Origin of the sequence: Flagellimonas rhodophyticola, assembly GCF_049332665.1 — a bacterium.
Classification (GTDB): domain Bacteria; phylum Bacteroidota; class Bacteroidia; order Flavobacteriales; family Flavobacteriaceae; genus Flagellimonas.
This window is the reverse complement of record NZ_CP186326.1, coordinates 2685343-2706015: the sequence shown is the minus strand read 5'-3', so window position 1 is coordinate 2706015 and position 20673 is coordinate 2685343. Positions and strand designations below refer to the sequence as shown.

The following is a 20673-nucleotide window of genomic DNA, read 5'->3' as shown; positions in this document are numbered from 1 at the left end:
GCAACTAAAAAGTATACGTTATGAACATTTGTTTTTTAATGTACCCTTGGGAAGAAATCCAACCCGAAAACGACACAAGTCTTGCACTGATTCATGAATGCGTAAAGCGAAATCATGGTGTCGCACTCTGCACACCGGCAAATTTGACCATTCGAAATAGCGTTACCAGCGCTTTTTGCACGGTAATCAATAGAATGGATAAGATTTCCAGTAGTCTTAAAACATTCTACAAACAAGCTTCCTTACGGGAAGAAATGCTTCCACTTGCCGGTTTTGATGTCATTTTCATGCGTGCAAACCCACCTTTGGACCCGATTATGCTCAATTTTTTGGATTCGGTAAAGGATGATGTTTTTATTGTGAATTCCCTGCAGGGACTCCGAGAGGCAAATAACAAATTGTATACTGCTGCTTTCGGCGATAGCCATAGCAATATTATTCCTGTGACCCATGTATCCAAAAACAAAAGATATTTGGTGCAGCAGATTAAGGAATCCTCAGCAGATAAGATGATCTTAAAACCTTTAAATGGTTTTGGAGGTTCCGGAGTCATTCTTATTGAAAAGTCCGCCATGTCAAATATTAAATCTTTGCTTGATTTCTATGTGACCAACGCTGATGGCTCATCCAACTATGTGATTCTTCAAGAATATATTGAAGGTGCAGACCAAGGAGATGTGAGAATCCTGTTGCTCAATGGGGAACCCATCGGCGCAATGCGAAGAATTCCAGGATCGGATGATCATCGTTCCAATGTTTCGGCAGGAGGATCGGTAGCAAAGCATTCGTTGTCCAAAGAAGAAAAAGCACTATGCAAGCAAATAGGTCCTAAACTGGTAAAAGACGGGCTCTATTTTGTTGGAATAGACGTAATAGGGGGTAAATTGGTTGAGGTCAATGTGATGTCGCCAGGAGGGATAACCTATATAAACAAGGTGTATAAAACAAAAGCACAATGCAAGGTTATTGACTTTATTGAAAGTAAAGTAGTAGATAAATTACAGGCATTTGACCGAAGGTCTAGATTACGTAGTGAAGTAGAAAATGCATAAATGTAGCATTGAAGACATACTTGGATTGATAGCTGAGGAAAGCTATTTTGAAGTTGTTTCCGAGGATTATTCCTTTACTTTGAAGATAGAAGCTTACGTACCATATGTTTGCGCCGCTGTGCACGATGGGCACCAATTCAGAAAATCATTGTGGGACAACTGCATTCATACCGAACATGAAAGATGGTACGAAGAAGATCCCTGCACAAAGCAAATGATTCAGAGCTTTCCCATAGTAATTGCTGGTTGTGACAGCAGGTTCGAATACGATTTAAATAGACCTCCCGAAACGGCCATTTTTGATACAGCATGGGGCAAACAGCTATGGAAGGAGCCTCTGAACGAAGAGGAAAAACAACATAGTCTTGCCAAACATGCCAATTTCTATAGGGTAGTACACGCCTTAATTTCCAAGTTGGAATCAAAATTTAAAAAGACATTGGTGTTTGATATGCACAGCTACAATTGGAAGAGATGGGACCGGGAAGTACCGGTATGGAACTTGGGCACATCAAATATAGACAATGATAGATTTGGAAATTTGGTGGAAAACTGGAGAGGAAAATTAGAAACCGTACAATTGCCAAACGGGATAAAGACGACTTCTAAAATCAATGATACCTTCCAAGGAAATGGACATTTTCTGAAATACATCACGAATAATTTTAAAAACACCTTGGTTTTGGCCACCGAAATTTCAAAAGTCTATTGTGATGAACTTACGGGAATCATATTTCCGGAAGTAGTACGTTCTGTAGAAGACCAACTAAAGCTATTGATTCCGGAAATGGTTAATGATTTTGAGCAAGCAGATGCATGATAAGTACTAAAGAAATACAAGGTTTAGAAAAGGAATATGGGCATTTGTTTGAAATAGACGCCAACCTTGATCGTTTGGTGCATCGTATAGAACTGCTTGGCTATGTGAATCCAATGAACATTGAAAAGGAGAAACATCGTTTTTTCACTTCGAAGTTTTCAGCGGAGCCCGAATTTAAATACCCCAAACTAAAATTTAACCCCTATAAGCTACATAGACTGTTTTTCTCACAGCGGTTGGAGCGCATAGCCGATGAACGCATTCGACGATTGTATCAAGAGGTGATTTATCACTATTCCAATATGATACAGTGTATAGAAACCATTGGAAGGGGAAATAAATTCTATTACAACTCATTGAGGGTTTATGGCACACCTACGGAGCGTGATGTCCAGAATGCAAGGTTCATTCTTCATTTTGCCGACGAACCAGCTTCTTCGGATATGGAAAAGGTATTTTCTCCCGAAGAGGCATGTACGTACTTCGAAGATTTTTCAAAAGCTTACGATTTTGATTTAAACGTAAGATTCTCAAAAAATATGGCTGCGGAAGCCATGGTAAGCAATACCGAAAAGGCTCTTTTGATAAAGAAGAATATCAAGTTTAGTAAAAACCAGCTGTTGACACTTGCCAATCATGAAATTGGGGTCCATTTGGTAACTACTTACAATGGATTGCTGCAACCACTTAAGATTTTTTCCAACGGACTGCCCAAAAATGTGGAAACCCAAGAAGGTTTAGCTGTCTTTAGCGAGTATATGGGCGGTGCGCTAACCCTAAAAAGACTTAAAGAATTGGCCTATCGCGTTTTGGCTGCTGACAGTTTGATCAAAGGGTATTCATTTGCAGATACCTTCGATTTGATTCATGGTCAATACAAATTAAACAAGGAAGAAGCCTTTGGTATCACACTGAGAGCACATAGAGGAGGTGGATTCACCAAAGATAGACTATACTTGAGCGGTCTGCGCAAAATCTATAAGCGCTATCAAAAAGAGGAGAGCTTAGACATTTTATTGACCGGTAAGGTGGCCTTGGATGATGAAGAGACGATTAGATACTTGAAGACACTAGGATTGGTTCGACCGATTACACATAAAACCCTTTCATTCGCACAAAAACTGAACACGAACAAAACCTTGGATTTTATCTTGAATAACCTAAAGTAACTTCAAGAAATGAAAAAAACCGTGTTTGCCCTTCCTTTGGCTACCTTGGTCATTGGTTTTTCTATAATGTGTAGGGCCCAAGCCCCTTCGGACATTGATGTCGATTTTCCGAAAAAAAGCTTCTTGTTCAATAGTTATGGAGACAAGGTGACCTTTATTGAACTCCAGGATATGTTCTTATCTATAGAGGAAAGGGAAGAACAAGAACCTAGAATAGATACCATTCGAATTGTAAAAAGACTTTCAGAAAACGACTTCATTATAACGGAGCGCAGTAATCGTTTTGCTTTGATGCATCGGGAAATCTTGGTACCGGATTCTATAGTTAGCATGGGAGCGGCCATAGAAGGCAAAAGTGTTGAAGAGATTGAGAGTGCATATAAGAAATCAGGCATTCCGTTCTATGCACCATTGCGAGTCCGATATGCCTTTTCTGCTCCTAAGATTGCACAAATGGAAAAAGCACCCGGCTTGGACAAAGTAAAACGCGAAGACCTAATAGCATCCTTATCATGGCGTCCAGAAATTGGAGATATGTTGAAGGCGTATTTGGAACAAACAGGAGATGGACAGCAATTTAGGATTATGCAAATGGTGCAGAACTTTGGTAAAAAGAAATTAGTCGACCTTGGTTACAATCCGTATAGACAAGTGGTATACAATTGGCATAAACAGTTTGCGGATGATGAAGAAGTCATGCAACTGTTGGATGAGCCTATCAGTTTTGACTAATACAAGAATGGAAAAAGGAACAGTGAATTGTTAATAACACTGCTCCTTTATTTTTACAAAGAGATATAGCGCCCCTTCGGATATTTGACTTGAAATGAAAAGCTCTCTTTCTTACTTTCCTGACTGTCCAATTTCAAATCCCAGGTCAAGAGGCCTGATTTTTTATCATAACTGGCCATTTTTGGGTCAATATCATCCACTTTTATTTCCCGGTTTTGCGAGATTGGGACCCTATCCATAAGTTTTAGGTTGATAGCCAAGCTTTTATTGTTTTTTACTTCTAGATCGTAAGTTCTGTCCAAAATACGATTGCTACCCGTGAAGGATTTGCTTTTAAAATTACGCTGTTGTTTGCGACTTACAGTAATATTAGGGTCAATTCCCAAGGAAAGTGTCATTTCCTTTTTCACCGTAAAGGGGTCGATATTGGTTTTGCCCGCATAACCGCCCTCGTAATAAATATTGGCTTCGCCCGGTAGGAGCTGGAATTTTTCCCAATCCTTCAGACTGGCGGTGAGAAAAACATTTTCATTGACCAAAGGCGCGGCAAAGTATTCATACTTGGCAGGTAACTGAAACGTATTGATTTCAATGGCCGTAATATCTCCATCTGAAACAATGGAATATGGTTTTTTGATAACGAATTTGGTATTGGTCAAATCATCTTGCACAGTACTCTTTTTTGTGGTGATGACAATGATTCCATTGGCACCTCGACTTCCGTAAAGTGCTTCCGCTTCGGCTCCTTTCAATACCTCTATGCTTTGAATCTCATTTTCATCAAGATCACCTTCCATAAATCCAGCTAACGGAACACCATCAACAATATATAATGGGGGTTGTACTTTTGGAATGCTGTTATTTCCTCTAATATTTACACCAGCAACTCTTCCATTCACCGTTTTTGACACAGCGTAACTATATGATTTTCTCTGAGATGTTCCCATTGCGGTTACTACCACTTCTTCCAACCTTGAAGCATCTTCTTCCATTTGTATATTCATAACTGATGAGTAAATGGGAATATCATATGGAACAAAACCGACATAGGAAATGGAAAGTTCTTTACCTGAGGATACATCAAGTTCAAAGTTTCCGTCAAAATCAGTCTGCGTACCTGTCTGAGTGCCTTTGACAACAATATTGGCCCCCGGTAGGGGCGCACCTGAATCATCTACAACCGTTCCGGTTATTTTCCGTACCATGGGATTATAGGTATAGCCCTTTTTCTTAGGTGCTGGTTTTGCTCGTCGGGCATTTCGACTGACAAAGTTGAGGTATTTAGTGCCTAAATTTGGCTTACTGACGTTGATATTTGGGTTTCCAGTGGATAGTGTCACCTTTACATTATCCCAGTCCTTACCAGTTTTTTGATAGACATGAGCTTTATATGCCAAGTCTATGGGAGCATTCAGCTTTTTTGACTTGATATCGTAATTCGGAATCCAACCAGCATCCCTGACCAAATAGGAAATGGACAGATCTAAATTTGTGGTAATTGGTGCGTCAAAAGTTATGGTAAGTTCACCTTGTTCCTCTTCAGGGGCGTTGTTGATTTCTGCCAACTGCTTTTGGAGTTTGTTGATCTCTAGTTTATGCTCATTGATTTTAAGATTGGTTTTAAAAATCTCATTTTTAATTGCTGTGATGCGCTCTCTGTAGTATGCACTTACTTGTTTTACACGGTCTAAATCCAATGCCTGAAGCCGGTTATTTATAGATCTATTGGAGGTTATCACCTTTTCCTCCTCATCCAAACCTGCAATGATGTTGTTTAGCATGGTCGTTTGATGCTGATGCTCTATAATATCGTCTTCCCATTGTTTTACCTGTGGGTCGCTTGCAGTTTTTTCCAAATAATTCAGGTCGTAAGACATGGATAGAATAGAGACAGATTGCAGACCGGAAATTTGGATACTACTCTCTTCAACTTTGGCCGAAAGGCCGGTAAAAACAAGTTTATTCTTGCCTTCCTTGAGGACACATTGTGCCTTTCTGTAGATTTGCGCACCGCTTAGGTATACGGTGACATCATTAATGGTCGAGGGCACTTTTTTGTCATTCCCGAATAGGAATAATGGACAGATAATAAATATGAACAGTAATTTTTTCATGACGGATTGGCTTTAAAGTTTGGATAAACTTAGCCTCAACCGTCAGTTTATAAAACTCAAAACAAGCGAGTGTTACCTTTTGAATGGTAAGCCAGACTTATGGGTTAGTGAACGCAAAAATGCGTTGATATTATTTTTCAATCAGATGAAAATCCTTTTTATCCAATTCAATACCATTAATAATCAATGAAACTTGGTGCAAACCAACATGAAGTTTTCGAGTGGTGATGATTTTAAAGGGCTGCTTTCGAGTAATCAGGGTAGCTGAACCACCGGGATATTCCTTTTCGCTGATTTTGAACACTTTTTTAGATAGTGTACCATTTGCCTTTTGATAATACAGTCCATATTCTAAGCGAAGTTTGGAATTCTTGCGATTCCTATTGTGAAGCACAAAAGAGAATTCCAAATTCCCGCCAACGGCAACTATAGGAGTTGAAATCTTGAATTTTTCAATTTTGATGTTATTGATTTTTCCAAATCCAAACAAAAGCATCACCTCCGGAATACCTTGTTTTAGCAAAGTGCGGCAAGCATGTTTTACTACCCAATCCACTTCTTTGCTTTCACCTTTCCATTTTTTGGCCAATTGAATCACAATATCCGGATTGTCCTTGGAGATATCGTTCAGGTTGTTGGCCACGCTTCGTCTCACGGATTCCGATGAGTCCGATTTTAAACGTTCCAGAATAGGCAAAATGGGGGCTGGGTTCTTTTTAAGGTCGGGTAATGCCATTGCCCAGGGTAATCGAGGTCGATACCCTTCCGAGGAAAGTCGCCTCACCATTGGATGCTTGTGGCGGGACCATGTCGTCATTTGTTGCATCATTTTTTTTGGGCTATTTATTATAAAGGGCCTTACCGCAAATTCACAACTTACAAACTTGGTAATTTCCTCAAAGGCATCGATGGCGATGTCATGATGGTCAATCCCATAAATTTCTACAAAGTCAGGAAGGAAAATAAACTCCAGATTGTCGGACCTAAAATCATTTTGCTTCAAAACCGGGATGAGGTTCAGCAATATGTCAACATTGGTCTTTAGATTATTGGTCAAATGATCTTTAAGGACTAGGGTAATATGCCGCATTCGCTGCTTTAACTCTTTGTTTTCCCAATCATCCGAATATATTTCGTTTAAAAAGGCCTCCCCATCAAAAGACGGAAACACTTCTTTTACGCACTGGGTAAAGCGGTCAAAGAAAGCGGGGTTGTAGATATTTTTAAATAATTCTGCCACTGTGTATTAAAGTTTTAAAAATGAAAATAGCTTTAATCAAAACTGTTGGACATAACTCTCAACGACTCGTCCTCCAAACGTTTTGATCAGATTACTGGCGATGTCCTCATTAAGCGCCAACCTAAACGCTTCAACGTTCATTTTAAGGGATTCCATATCGTCAGCGTCAAAATACTGACTCCATCGAAACAATGTGCTATTGCCTTTACTTTCCAAAGTCAACATGCCCAGCGAGTTTTTTAGGCCAAAAGTATTGGGTTCTTCAGCTATCGATGCCAATCCTGCATTGGGCTTGTACCATTTTATTATTTCTGTATGGGTGGTTTCGGGCATACCTTCTTCCATAGGAAGAAAGGTACAGGTAAAGGCTTTGCAATGATCGACAGCATCGTATTCCGCATCCACTTTCTTAAGTCCACTGCTGTATTCGGGCATTCGCTCTAGTCTTCCAACTAGGGCCCAAACCTCTGAAGTCGAGGCTTTGAGTTCAAGTGTAATACTATTTCTTAAGGGGCTGGAAACGAAATCGGAAGCAGAGGGGAACTGAATACCTTGTTCTGCATTTTGTCCATAACCTATTAACGCATGACCCAGCGCCAAGGAGATCATGGGAATTGTTTTGTTTACTCTCATTGTAGATTGTTTTATTTGAAAACAAAACTAGAACCAGGTTGTGACAGCCCTATGTCAGAGGATGAAATAAAGTTGGAAAATTGTGATTATCCCAAAAACTTGGCCTGTAGTTCGGGTGTTGGAATCATACAGGCATCCTTTCTGCCAAACCATTTATAGCGGTTTTTGGCAACCAAATCGTAGATGGCATCCCTAAAGGTTTTGGGTATCCAGGTGAAGATTGCCAACGCTTTCCACAATCCTCCAAAATCTTGTGCAATACGCAAAGCGGCATCTGATTTGGTAAAATAAGCTATTCCAGGTTCGATGAGGATAATGGAATCCACTTTGGAGGTGTCAATAGCACGCTCAGCAATAAGCTGTTCGCCAATCTCACTTTGGAGCGGCGCATAACGGAACGTGTCAGTTTTATCCCGTTTTATGATAAATTGGATGGCTCCGTTACAGAGATTACAAACGCCATCAAACAAGATGATTTTTTTATTGTTTCCCACTCTACAAAGATACATTACCTTGGGGTGAAAGCCTAGTGCACTATTAAGACGCAATCTTGCGGCAACAAGGAAATTACATCCGGATTGAAAAAATATAAGTCCAAACTATAAAAAGGATTTGTAAAGGAATTCTAAACCACAAATAGGCAAGACCATTTCCGTCGAATGTTCCTTTCTGATAATTCACATTATGCATGGAAGCATAAATATTAGCTGGTAACATGAGCAGAAGAAAAATTAGTAGCGCCCATCCACTTATCACTTTCAATTTAGGGATAAGTAAGCCAATTGCTAAAAGAATTTCAAATACTCCTGTTAGGTGGACAAAACTTTCTTGGAAAGGAATAAAATTGGGTATCATCATTGACATTCCCTTTGTAAATACGAAATGACCAATCGCCGTAAATACAAGCATTATTGACATGGCAATTCTGGCAGATAGGGCAAAATCATATTCTTTTTTAATGATTTTAATTACAAAAATAGAGATGATAAAACTTGATAACAGTACTAATAGTGGTTTCATGCTTTTAGGTATTATTGAAATACAAAGTTCAAAAAACACCAAAGTAAAAACAATGAACCCAGGTTAAGTAATGCGCCTGCGTATTCTGCTTAATGCCTGTGGAGTAACACCAATATATGATGCAATATATTTTAATGGAATTTGCTGTAACAATTTTGGTCTGTCAGAGAATAGGTCCAAATAGCGCTCTTCTGCTGTTTTACTCAATAAAGCAAGTTCCCGCTTTGATTTTATCAAAAACATATTTTCTGCCATTTTTCGTCCGATAGTATTTCCACTGCTTGTTCTTTCATAGACTTCTTCTAAGTCTTTGTGCGAAATTTTCCACAAAACGGAATCGGTCAAGGTTTCAATTTGGTATTCAGAAGGGGTTTGTGTTAAAAATGAATCATAACCCGTGACAAATTCATTTTCGAATAGAAAACCAAAAGTCAAATCGCCTTCTTCCTTTGGAATATAAAATCTGACCACTCCTTTTGTTATAAAATACAAATGGCTCTCAACCGCTCCAAGTTTTAATAGGGCCGTATGTTTTTTGAGCGCTGCTTTATGCAGTTTTGAGGAGAAAAACCGCCAATCAGAATCACTCATTGGAGCGATAGTGTCAATAAATTTTCTGATTTCGTCCATGTACCGCTTTTTAGCCCGTGGCAAGCTTATTTATACTCCAAGGTACATCTTTATGACATTGCTTTGGTAGGCCATAAGATACAATCTTGCAAAGAGGTTTCGTTATCGGTTTGGCTAAACTGCGTTTTAATGCAGTTTAAGTTTTGTTGTGCTGCGCTATTTCTTTTTTTAGTTCATTGAAGTATTCCGCACAGGCGAAAATGTAAATGGTGAAACAATCAGAAATGGTCTTTGTCAATTCAGCAACTGTCCAGTCATTAGCACCATGGGTATCATTATTACGATAGAAATAAACTGACTGAATTTGCTTGCCAAACTTATAGGCTCGTGCTGTTCTAGCGTCTTTAAACCGTTCTTTGGTCGGGTCAAGTTTGTTGAGCTTGTAAATAATATCTCCAAGTCCTTTTTTATGTGTTTTTATCCAGTTATAGTTTGTACGGTCAATAAACCACAAAATTTTCTTGAGTAGTGGATCTGTACTAGTAAGAAACTGCTTCAAGAAATTGAGTTTATCTATATTATCTGTTGAGTCAAAATAGTATTTGTTCATATTTCCCAATATTCTTTCTGGCAGACCTTGGAATTCTTGTTCGGAGGAGTTTTCTAAAAGAAACTCGTAAAACAATTGTATCGATTCTTTAAGAGATTGGGAGTAGTTTGGCGAAGTTGAATCTTCAAAAGCACCTTTGATGTCTCGTTCTAATTTTTTACTAACTTCTTTCCAATTGAATTGATCCACAGATACCTTGACATTTGATTCTTGACTTCTCAGCGAAATCAGTAGTTTATCAGTATCATCTTTTATGAAATACTCTTCTTGTTCAAACAACTTATAGAAAGAGACTCTGGAAAACCTACTATCTGCTGGTGAAATGTCCTTAATGATTTTTGAAGCTAGTTCCTTTTTTCCTGGCTTCTTATCAAGATACTTTATCACTAAAGCTCTTTGCTCGGTTCTGTGTTCTGGTTCGGATGTATTGACACGTTTTTTTCGCTTTACGAAAGCTAGATCAGAATATTTCTGCTTCCATTCAGGGAGAATCCACTTGTTTCCAGTTACTTTCAGGCAATCTCTACCTGTTATAGCACGAACAGAATTTTCTTTGATATTTGGTCTGCCTGCTGAAATTATTTCAAATATTTCATCATACGTTGAGGGCTTATTTAGCTTGTAAAGTGCGTTTTTCACTAAATCTTCAAGCTTATCAATATTCTTATTCCACTCTTTTAAAGTCCAAAAACCAGTTTTAGCCATGGAAACAAACCTCTTATCGGAAGCAATTGCTAAGCTATGTCGATCATATATCTTAGATGTTCCAGTATGAGCGAGACGATGGTTGATTTCAGAAACAATGTTGTCAATGTACATTGGATCACCTTTCTCTAATAAAACTCTGTAAGTTCTATCTGCGGCACTTGATAGGTGTTCAAATTTGACTTGATAAAATGTTTGATCGTCAGAATCAAGGATTTCTATTTCAGGAAGAACATTTAAGGCATCAATGACCTGATTATTTTGGAGCGACTTGTTCGACCTTCTAATTTCAATCACAGCCTGCATTTCGTTGATTGGAATAATCTTTTTCTTCAAATGACGCAAAGTTTTATCTGCAGCTTTTAAAAAGTTCTTTCTATTCTTTTCGTTAACAACAATTAAGTCCGCTTTGGTAAAAACTGATTCAACTTTTCGACACTTTGAAAAGCCAAATAGATCAATCAAAAGGTTAATTATTGGTTTATTTTCAGAAGCATTGTCGCAAGAATATCTGTCTCTAAAGATTTCTATAAGCTCAAGAAAAGAAAAGACTCGTTTTTTCGATAAGTAATCTTGAATTTCTTTGAATTCTTTGGATACACTTTGTCTTATATGGCAGCTTAAATCTGAATTTGGTTCTCCCTGAAAAACACTTTTTATCTCATCAAGTAATTCATATTTAAGTTGCCTAATTCGCTCTTTCGTTAATGGGTAGTAGAGAGATAAATCATCTAGAGTGAAGATGTCAGAATTGTTAAGACCATAAAGGTGATTAATTATGCCTCTATGTTCATGTTTGGGCAAAAGGTTAAGAAAGTCTGTTACGGTTTCTGAAGAATTATCTAAGAAATTCGAAGTTGAGACAACATCCTCATTAACAGGTAAATAATGGATCTTGGTATTCTGTGTTTGTAAGTCTACAAACTCTTCCAAATTTTCTCTTACTCGTTCTTGAAACTCTTGTAGCTTTTTTACTACTGTCTTTCCAACTCCCCTTCTTTGGCCAAAATCCTGAAGGTCAATAGAAAGGATTTCTTCTAAATTTGAAAGGTTGGCTTCCTCAAACTTTCCTATGAGAATGGTTGGGATTTCTTCTCTAATATTTTTAATCAAAATTTCAGATGATTCCATTTCCAAGTTGATTTAGTGCAGCACAACTAAAAGGATATGAATCGTTTTAATGATTTATATCCGTCGATGACGAAGTTCACAGAATTTTCCTTCACAGTCAAGTGGTGCAACCTTTGGATTGTAAGAAGTTATCAACATGTATTGTGCTGGAAGCTTGCTTTATAGGTCATGAAGAAAAAAGGGGAGGACGCCCGCTTTTTCACAAAGGTCTAAGCTTGTAGTTTCGAATTTTAAAATGGCCTACTCGGCGCAGTTCGCTAAATAAAATTCATAAAGATCTAAAATTCCTGAATTCCTTGGATTTTTAGTGTTTAAGAATGGGATGATTCCCGGGCAATCGGAGAAATATTCCATAAGACGTTTCTTTTTAAATCCCAAAATCCCTTGGGTAACTCGTACCATTTGGTTGGAAGAGGGCTTGTGGAAAAAGGGAATCGAATCCAGATAAGAATTGTCGTCATCTATAAACAGCTGCTCGTAATAGACCAGATTTTCAGACTGCGCTATCACTTTCAAGAATTCTCTGGGCGCTCCGAAATCTGTATAATATCTGGCAACCCACATGTCTCGCTGTTCCCTAAAGGGAACGGATAGAAAATTAGCTGCTCCATAACCATATCCCAAAATATCATCTGCATCATATTTTTTAACCCATGAAGAGGAACGTTGCTTAAATCGGATTTTTTTATAAAAGGACACAAAAGGTTCTGGAGACCTATCTTTCACAAAACCTATTAGGGTGTCGCCGTTGTGTTGAATAATATAACCTTTCTTATATGATTTGTTTTGCGCGGATGTGGTATGTAGGCAAAACAAAAAAGTCGACAAAAGAAGTATTCTATGTAGAATTATACGCATAATACACGGATGGATTCAAAATCCATACCATAAGCACAATTCTCAGTTTTTAGTTGGTAATTGCGCGAAATTAGAACCGTGATGACAAAGGTGTGTCAAGAGTATTTTCGCTTATTTTATCATTCGAGGATGGTTCCCTGTTTAATTTTTAGTTGAATGGACTTGTTGATGTCTAACATATCTTCTAAAGGGTTTTTGTCCAGCACCAAGAAGCTAGCTTCAAAACCTTCTTTAAGATAGCCGACCTTACGATGTGGAAGGGTAGTGACAGCCGAATTCTCGCACCACATTTTAAGCAATTCCAGATTGCTGAATACCTCCAAGGAATGCAATAGTTTGAATTCCCCAACCGAATTATCGTTGTACATGTCGGAGCCCAAGGCAATGGTAACGCCGGCATCCTTTAATAATTTGAGATTTGCACCGATGTTGTCCACCAATTCTTGGTAATTGGGCCATTTCTTGTTTTTGGTAATCAAGGAGGTTGTGGTAACGACCACGATACCTTTTTGAGCAGCTATTTTCGCATCCGCAACGGAAATGGCTTTGCCATGTCGGATTTCCGGGAGATGCGCAATTTCGTCCACTCCAGCGGTTACTGCTATATGAAAATCATGGGTGGTTTCCACATGCGCACTGACCCTTAATTTATGCTGATGTGCTTTTGAGACAATAGCAGGCACCAAATTTGGGTCCAAGCCTTTTCTACCAAAATAGGTCGTATCGTTTTTCCGTTTTTGGTATTCTTCGGAATAGAGGAGATTGATTTTAATGAAATCAGGTTGAAATGACAACACCTGCTCCCATTTGCGGTTGAGGTCATCTTCATTGTCCATGATATAATATCCATGCGATTCAACTTCTTCCAAGGAATTGAAAAGGCCATCAAAATACCCAGCATCCAAATACCGTTTCCGAAGCGCTATGGGGTGACCACCGGTTCCCGTAAAAGGGGCATGGGCCAAACTGACCTCAAGCCCATTCGGATTGTTGTATTGATGCATTAAGGGACCAATCCGTTTTTTAATGGAGGATAGGTGTTTTACGTAAAACACGCCATTGTCCAGGTAAGCATTAATCCTTTTTTCCAACCCATAAGCACTTTCCAGATTGTGATTATGCGCCTCCGCAAAGGGTGGAATAACATATTTGCCAGCGAGATTGATTATGGTGTCGTTTTGGATGTAAGTCCCGGTAAAACTTAAGATGCCATTTTTTACCCAGACGGTTCTTTCTACAAAAGTGTTGCCGTTAAACCACAGCCCATTCGTAAACTGTATTTGTAGACTATTCGGATTCTGTTTTGCCACATTTTGTTGGCAAGTCATAAGCTGAGTCACCAAAAAAAGACTTAAGAGGAGCTGTTTCATGGTTAGGTTGTTTTCATAAGGACTGAAACTTTATAGCACTGTGACAATCGAGAGTGGATTTTTTGTGTTTTAGTGATTTACATCAAATAATTGATTGGCAATAAGTTACCAAAACAATTTTAAATGGGTATGTAATAACACTTAAAAGGTGACCGTCTTATTTGGGGTGGTATACGAATAAAACGCATCTGCCCGCAGTTGGTGAGTTTTTGGAGAGCAGGGTTGCTTAATTTTCCATGGCCGGCACAATGAAGTCATTCATAATGGCATTGGTGTAGTTGTGGGCATTGCGGTTTCCGTAATTCGTGGTGGTTATTACCACAACGGTATTTAGGTCAGGTAGTGCCAGTACTTTTTGCCCGCCATTACCCGACATGGCGTATGAGGAATATAGTTTTTCCGTTCCAAAACGCTGCAGCCACAATAAATAGCCATAATCTACGCCATTACGAACGCGAGCCTTGGGAGTAGTGGCCTTTTTTAACCAGTCAGCTGGAATTATTTGGTGACCTTTCCACTCACCATTGTTGAGACATAATTGAATAAGTTTAAGGAAATCTCTACTTCGATATTCACTGCCACCCGCGGTATTCAGAACACCTTCAGGGTTGTAATGAAGGGTATAATCCTGAATGCCCAAAGGCCCAAAAAGATGTTGTGTGGCAAAGTTGTCCAACGGCATTCCTACCGCAGTTTGTACAACTTCTGCCATAGTCGCAGCTCCAGCGGAGCAATAGCTAAATGCCCTTCCGTAGGGTTGGTCCTTCGGTTGGGGCTCAAAGGGGTAGGCCCTCATTGGAAGGTCAAGATAAAAACCGGTCCAATCTTCAATGGGATACATGCGTTCTTCGTTTCCTCTGGAAAAACTGTTGAAATCATTACATTCCAAGGCCGAACTCATGGTAAGGAGATCTTCTAATGTTATTTCCATTTTTCTAGGATCCGGATGCTTCACAGGTTTCTTATGCTCCAAATAGGTGAAAATTTTGTCTTTTTCAGATTGGATGTGACCTTCTTTTATGGCAATTCCCGTTAATAAGGTAGCCATAGTCTTGGTGACGGATCGTGTATTGTGTTTCGTGGTCTTATCAGCACCATTATAATAGTTCTCAAAAAGAACAATGCCGTTTTTAGCCACCAAAACGCTTGTAATCTGTTCGTATTTACCAGTCTGTATCGTACTGTCCATTTCAGAAAGGAGGGCGTGGGGAGAGTCCTCTGCCCTTGAAAAGTCTAACTGTGAAATTGCAGTTTGACCCAAGGTCAAACAGAAAACTAACGAAATACAGATTTTATACATGATTGATGATTTTATAAAACAAAGAACCACCTTATTTTTCGCATAAAATAGAATGAAATTAACATTGTAGCCATTTAAATTAAACAACCTGCCTTCTGAATTCACCCGGGGTTCTGTTCAAATAGGTCTTAAAGGTTCGAGTGAAATGACTTTGGTCTGAAAAACCAAGTTGATAGGTAATTGCAGTCAATGAATTGGAAGGATCCAACAAAAGCGGGATAGCTTTTTTGATTTTCTGCTGTCTTATATATTCTCCTAGACTCATGGATAGGTATTTGGAAGCCGCTCTGGAGATATGTGCCGGATGGATATTTAGCTCAGAAGATAAATAATCAAGACTGAGCGAGGAAGTGTCATAATGCAGTAATTCTTTTAAGCCATCTACCCATATGGGATTGTTTAGGGTGTTTATTTCTTTTTGGTTGCTCAAAGTCTCGCAGATTTGTAGCAATAAAACCTCAACAGACACTTCACTATAATCATCTGAAAGTAAGAATTCGCGATATAACTTAGCAAATAGAACGTGTAGTTGCGGATTTTCAATAAGTTGGCTACCCTCTAATAAGTGTAATGGGATTCCGTTTTTTTTGAGCCAGTCTACCTCAAATTCCAGATGGAACCCACTAGCGTTGTCAGAATGTTTGGAACCATAATGGGGTTCTTGCCAATTGTTGAACATTAAACTACCAGAAGGGCAGAGCGTTTGTACTCTGGCATTGCTATCCTTCATGTTCCCCTGTAACACATACATAAAATATGGGTTTTCATGGTAATGCCAGTCCGTTTTGTCTCCAGTGTAGGTATACTGCGACAACAAAACTCCATTAAAGGACACTTCTGAATTTGGACTTCCGTAATATTTTCCCTTGGTTAAAATTTTCATTTACTAGATCATACAGATAACGAAAACTATTTTGTCCCGTTTTATGAGTTATGTCAGCTGATAACGAATTTCGTCTAATTTTCCTTCAAAATCAAGGGCCGCCGCCGCTCAATGATTATTCTGAAACCCTTAAATAGAAGTGGAGACCTATAAGGTGTTCAAAAAACTGGTCAAATCGGTTTCCTTTTCCAGCTCCAATTTCTTTTTGAGACGGTATTTGGATTTGAGAATACTATCAGGCAATACGTTCAGCGTAGCTGCAATTTCTTTGGTGGTCAAATTCATCCGTAAAAATGCAGCCAACCGGATTTCCTTTTCTGAGATATCGGGGTAGAGGGTCTTGAGCTTTTGGTCAAAGTCATTATGTACCTCAGAGAAATAGGATTTGAAAACTTCCCAATCTTTATCCGAGGCATTCTGCTTTTTCAGTAGCATTACGATGCGGCGAAACTCCACTTTGAATTTTTCCGGTGAGCTTTTAAGGTTTTCTAGATTTTCCTTGAGTTCTTGGATAAAGGTGTTTTTCTGAACCAGGTGCAAGGTTTGACTAGTCAATTCCTTTTTCTTGTGCTCAATTTCTTGTTTATAGATTTCCTCTTGTTTTTCGCGCGCTATTTTGTTCTTTTTGATACGTTGTCTAAAACCAAATACCAAAAGCCCTGAAAGGGCTAGGGCAGAGGCCATACCTCCGGCATACAATCCTTTGGTGAGTTTATCCACCTTAGCTTTTTCGTTTAGTGTGTTGATTTCTTCCTCTTGGAGAGCTATTGCCGCTTCTTTTTTTTCGGTTTCATAGATAGTAGTTAGTTCATCAATTTGCTGAACCTTTTTGATATTAAAAATACTGTCTTTGAAAACTTCATGTTTTTTGCGATCTGAGAGTGCAAGCATATTTCTCTCTTGTTTTTCGAAAATCTGAGATCTCAAAAGGTAAGTGTTCATGAGATAATCAATGGATTTAACAGAATCCGCAATTATGATAGCTTTGTTGATGTATTCAATGCTTTTAGATGTCTGGTTTTGATCAAAGTACAATTCGCTCATACTCTTCAAAACTTCAATTTTATTATTTACAAACCCATGTTCAAGTTGGTAATCTAAACTTTTCTTTAGATAAATGAATGACGTATTATAGTCCTTAATCTTCCTAAGAGCGTTCCCCAAATTGGTGTAAGCAATAGCTTGCGTACCCTTTAAATCATATTTTTCTGTTAGGGCAATACACTTTTCGAATTGTGAAATGGCGACTTTGTACTCTCCCATTTCAGCGAGTGAGGTGCCAATATCAACATATGTTTCGGAGGCATAAACATTGTCATCCGTTTCTAAGTAGACCTTAAGGGCTTGATTAAAGTATTTAATTGATTCCCGAAAGTCTTTTATGTTATATTGTATATGGCCAATTCTTCTTAATATATCTGCCTTTCTATATGGGTCACGTTGAAAGTTATCAAGAACTTTTAATGCTTCCATTGATTTCGCTTGTGCAATCTTGTTGCTGCCTTTCGCCATATATATGCTAGCAACATTGCCAATTCCTATTCCCAAATCAAATAAGGAGTCTTTCTCTTTAAATATTTCGTTGGCTTTTTCATATGTTGCAATGGATTCATCAAAATCGCCTTCTAACGCCTTAATATTTGCAATTGCAGAAATTGAATATGCAAGTTGTAATTTTTGCTCTAGTGCTCTTGCAAGAGCTTCTCCTTTTAGGTGATAATATTTTGCCGAATCTATATTGCCCAAGGTCATAAAGCCGACACCGATATTATAATAAGCTTTTAGTTGCGCATTTCTGTCTGCTGTTTCCAAAGACAATTTTAGACCATCTTTAGCAAAATTAAGAGCTTGTTTAGGTGCTCTGTAAATTAGGCTTGAGTGCAATTCTTCCAAAAGTTTAATTCTTTTTTCCGAATCAAGTTCTTGTTGTAACAAAGTCTTAAGACTATCTATTTCGCGTTGGTCTTGTGAAAACAATAACTGACACACAATAGAAAAAATAAGAAGAAAAAAAATATTCAGAGTTTTCATGAGAGGTTGATTGGTTTACCAAGATATCGATAATATCCTTTCCTAGAAACAGGTATTCTAGAGTTCAAAAAACACTTGTCCATGAAAAGTCCATGCGTTTCCGGTAAAAAGCTACCTTAAAAAACCTTATAAAGCACTGTTTTTATTGGCCTTTTGAAAAATTTGGACAATCAAGTGAAAAACTATTGTCCATGGTGGTTTTGAATTAAATCCATACTACTTGTCCATACTTTGTCCATGCTCAAAATTAGGGTTGGGGTGTTTTCTAATCTAGGTTTGGGGTGTTGAATCCTAAAAACCAAATAATTATGAAAACAAATCAATCTCATTTAAAATTGCTACCGTTGCTAACAATATTTGTACTGTTACTCTTTTCTTGCAGCAGCGATAGCGATTCCCCGGAGATTCCAACTGACGATGACCCCATTTCCCAAGATGATGATGGGCCAACACCAACCACATTTAGGGGAGTGATTGAACAAGGTGGTGAATTTGAAGAGGTACCACAGTCAAGAACAGACGAAACTTTGGCAGAGGGTGACGAATACCCTGATGATTATACCTCTGGTAGTGGTTCGGATGCTGAGACGCTACGATTTATCTGTAAATCAAGAACAGTGAGTGTGACGGATGGTGCCGGAGAATTTCAAACATTGGGCGGTGTTGCCAGTGAAATATTTCCTGGAGCATTATTGCAGGGAAAAACTATAAACAATGTAAAGCCACAAGGCATCCCGCTTAAAAGAGCCGGAGGTAGTATCTCGTATAATCTAAATGACGGGAACCCAGAAGCATCGCAAGATCTTACGGAAATGAGTGAGTCGCAAGTTCGTCAAGCGATGAACGATATTATTGCAGGAAGCACTGGTGTAGTGCCCGCCAATTTTGATTTGGACTACGAGAACGTTTTCTCCGAAAAACAAGTTGCGTTGCAAATGGGCCTCTCATTTGAAGGATATGGAGTAAAGGCCGAGGGTAAATTATCGTTTAGTCAAGATAAAACCTATAATCGGGTTTTGATAAAACTCTATCAGTCGTACTATGATGTCAGTTATGATTTCCCGACCAGTTATGACGATGTTTTTGATGCTAGTGTAACTCCAGATGATTTGGACCGATATATACAGCCAGATAATCCTGCTACCTATATTAAAAAGGTAACCTATGGTAGAATCTTTTATATGCTTGTTGAATCCACTTCTTCTTTGGAAGTAATGAACACGCAAATTGACGCTTCATATAAAAGTTTTGACAAAGAAATCGAAGGGAGCTTGGAAACAGATAGTATGGAGAAAATGGAAGACCTCAAACTAAAAGTAATTGCCTACGGAGGTGATTCTCAAAACACTTTTTCCGGTTTGGGAGAAACAAATATTTCGGAATTGGCCGATATGCTAGCTGCGAGTACTGATATTAGAACCGGGTTGCCGTTATCTTATGAAATCTACTCTCTAGAGGACCCTTCTAAACAAGTTGGAACCAATATTTCTACTGAAATGGAGGTTGTGGAGTGTCAATTGAAAGGTGTTTTACCCCCAGTTCTGTATTCAAACTTGGTGGATCTTTTTGAGGATGGAATTGGTGCGGCCACACAAATTCAAAATGAATACACCGCTATCTTCAATGGCGCTGGAACTGAATATGTGATATTTGATGCATCTAGTGGAGCTGTCTCTGACCCTTACAGTATTAAAGACGCTAGTGCCCCTTTAGGCGTTACAACTTTTGATAGCGTTGGTGCCGCTTTACGACAGTTCTTGGATGAAATCTACATTTTTAATGAACAGGGAACTGAGTTTGAAGTTTTGGAGTATGATTATAATGGCGTCCAGAGCATGCCAACAACACCGATTGGTACTTACCGACAACGTGATGGGACGAATAGGAGATGGGTAGTGAATGATAGTTTTTCGAGTGAAAATGAGGTAAACAGTAACTTTGCTGATGGCTCATTTGTCGGCCCTGAAGGACGAGATGTGGATTGTGTATCTTTTCCTTTATTTGGTAAAGGTATAAAGGCTGCTGCAAGACGCGATAGATATATACAGCCCGTAGGTATTTATACAGAGGATTTTTCTACCAGGATAATTAACGGTGAGGTAACCTCAGCCTATTTTTTCCCGTTGGACACTAATGGCACTACCTATAGCAGAAGGAATTATTACAACCCTTACTCAGTATCATTACCCAGTGGAACCATAGGTTTTGGTGACTTTAATTGTTGGGAGTCTGAAAAAGATCTAAGCGAAGTGAGAGGGTCAGTGGAAGCAGCTTGTAAAATGAATATCAATGGAAATTCCATACAGCGTATATTATATTTCACCACAGATGGACTAATGTCCATAAATAATTTGGTAGGTGAAGATGAAGGTCCATATGCGCTTTAAATAATTTAGCTATGCAGTCGGCCGCTCAGGTTGGGTTCAACAACCTGA

Annotated in this window: 17 protein-coding genes; 5 read left to right on the top strand and 12 right to left on the bottom strand. The window is 38.7% G+C overall.

The features are described 5' to 3' along the window. Positions 1-20 precede the first annotated feature (20 nt). Genes gshB through ACOKFG_RS12140 form a run of 4 tightly spaced genes read left to right on the top strand, consistent with a single transcriptional unit; the run spans position 21 to position 3773 of the window. Positions 21-1052, top strand: coding sequence for a glutathione synthase (gshB, locus tag ACOKFG_RS12155; protein ID WP_298789889.1), 1032 nt, complete (start codon positions 21-23; stop codon positions 1050-1052). Beyond that, positions 1045-1872 (top strand): N-formylglutamate amidohydrolase, encoded by an 828-nt coding sequence (locus ACOKFG_RS12150; protein ID WP_422861362.1) that lies wholly within the window; start codon positions 1045-1047, stop codon positions 1870-1872. Before gshB ends, ACOKFG_RS12150 begins: the two co-directional genes overlap by 8 nt. After that, the gene (locus ACOKFG_RS12145) at positions 1869-3041 is read left to right on the top strand and encodes a flavohemoglobin expression-modulating QEGLA motif protein (protein WP_422861361.1); all 1173 of its coding nucleotides are present in this window, start codon (positions 1869-1871) and stop codon (positions 3039-3041) included. Before ACOKFG_RS12150 ends, ACOKFG_RS12145 begins: the two co-directional genes overlap by 4 nt. Before the next feature lie 9 nt (positions 3042-3050). Next, positions 3051-3773, top strand: a complete 723-nt coding sequence (locus ACOKFG_RS12140) for a hypothetical protein (protein WP_422861360.1) — start codon at positions 3051-3053, stop codon at positions 3771-3773. Between the two features lie 53 nt (positions 3774-3826). Here the strand turns inward: ACOKFG_RS12140 and ACOKFG_RS12135 are convergent, their stop codons facing one another. The 12 genes from ACOKFG_RS12135 to ACOKFG_RS12080 form a co-directional block, all read right to left on the bottom strand. Further along, positions 3827-5887 (bottom strand): mucoidy inhibitor MuiA family protein, encoded by a 2061-nt coding sequence (locus ACOKFG_RS12135; protein ID WP_299485487.1) that lies wholly within the window; start codon positions 5885-5887, stop codon positions 3827-3829. A gap of 130 nt (positions 5888-6017) precedes the next feature. Continuing rightward, the gene (locus ACOKFG_RS12130) at positions 6018-7127 is read right to left on the bottom strand and encodes a DNA alkylation repair protein (RefSeq protein WP_299485485.1); all 1110 of its coding nucleotides are present in this window, start codon (positions 7125-7127) and stop codon (positions 6018-6020) included. Positions 7128-7163: 36 nt separating this feature from the next. Further along, a complete protein-coding gene (locus ACOKFG_RS12125; protein ID WP_299485483.1) occupies positions 7164-7760 on the bottom strand; it encodes an SRPBCC family protein in 597 nt (198 codons plus the stop codon). 86 nt (positions 7761-7846) lie between these two features. Further along, positions 7847-8269 carry a thiol-disulfide oxidoreductase DCC family protein gene (locus tag ACOKFG_RS12120; protein ID WP_299485481.1) on the bottom strand — a complete coding sequence of 141 codons (423 nt, stop codon included), beginning with the start codon at positions 8267-8269 and terminating at the stop codon, positions 7847-7849. Positions 8270-8327: 58 nt separating this feature from the next. Next, complete coding sequence (locus ACOKFG_RS12115; RefSeq protein WP_299485455.1) at positions 8328-8780, bottom strand: DoxX family protein; 453 nt, start codon at positions 8778-8780, stop codon at positions 8328-8330. A gap of 63 nt (positions 8781-8843) precedes the next feature. Next, positions 8844-9410 (bottom strand): Crp/Fnr family transcriptional regulator, encoded by a 567-nt coding sequence (locus ACOKFG_RS12110; RefSeq protein WP_299485453.1) that lies wholly within the window; start codon positions 9408-9410, stop codon positions 8844-8846. 136 nt (positions 9411-9546) lie between these two features. Continuing rightward, positions 9547-11796 carry a hypothetical protein gene (locus tag ACOKFG_RS12105; protein ID WP_299485451.1) on the bottom strand — a complete coding sequence of 750 codons (2250 nt, stop codon included), beginning with the start codon at positions 11794-11796 and terminating at the stop codon, positions 9547-9549. 240 nt (positions 11797-12036) lie between these two features. Further along, positions 12037-12522, bottom strand: coding sequence for a hypothetical protein (locus ACOKFG_RS12100; protein ID WP_299485449.1), 486 nt, complete (start codon positions 12520-12522; stop codon positions 12037-12039). A gap of 251 nt (positions 12523-12773) precedes the next feature. Next, positions 12774-14024 carry an amidohydrolase family protein gene (locus tag ACOKFG_RS12095; protein WP_299485447.1) on the bottom strand — a complete coding sequence of 417 codons (1251 nt, stop codon included), beginning with the start codon at positions 14022-14024 and terminating at the stop codon, positions 12774-12776. Between the two features lie 226 nt (positions 14025-14250). Further along, a complete protein-coding gene (locus tag ACOKFG_RS12090; protein WP_298789861.1) occupies positions 14251-15324 on the bottom strand; it encodes a serine hydrolase domain-containing protein in 1074 nt (357 codons plus the stop codon). Between the two features lie 79 nt (positions 15325-15403). Further along, positions 15404-16207 carry an AraC family transcriptional regulator gene (locus ACOKFG_RS12085; RefSeq protein WP_298789859.1) on the bottom strand — a complete coding sequence of 268 codons (804 nt, stop codon included), beginning with the start codon at positions 16205-16207 and terminating at the stop codon, positions 15404-15406. Between the two features lie 147 nt (positions 16208-16354). Continuing rightward, positions 16355-18238 carry a tetratricopeptide repeat protein gene (locus ACOKFG_RS12080; protein WP_298789857.1) on the bottom strand — a complete coding sequence of 628 codons (1884 nt, stop codon included), beginning with the start codon at positions 18236-18238 and terminating at the stop codon, positions 16355-16357. 308 nt (positions 18239-18546) lie between these two features. Between ACOKFG_RS12080 and ACOKFG_RS12075 the strand changes: the two genes are divergently transcribed. After that, the gene (locus ACOKFG_RS12075; protein ID WP_298789856.1) at positions 18547-20625 is read left to right on the top strand and encodes a thiol-activated cytolysin family protein; all 2079 of its coding nucleotides are present in this window, start codon (positions 18547-18549) and stop codon (positions 20623-20625) included. Positions 20626-20673: the final 48 nt, after the last annotated feature.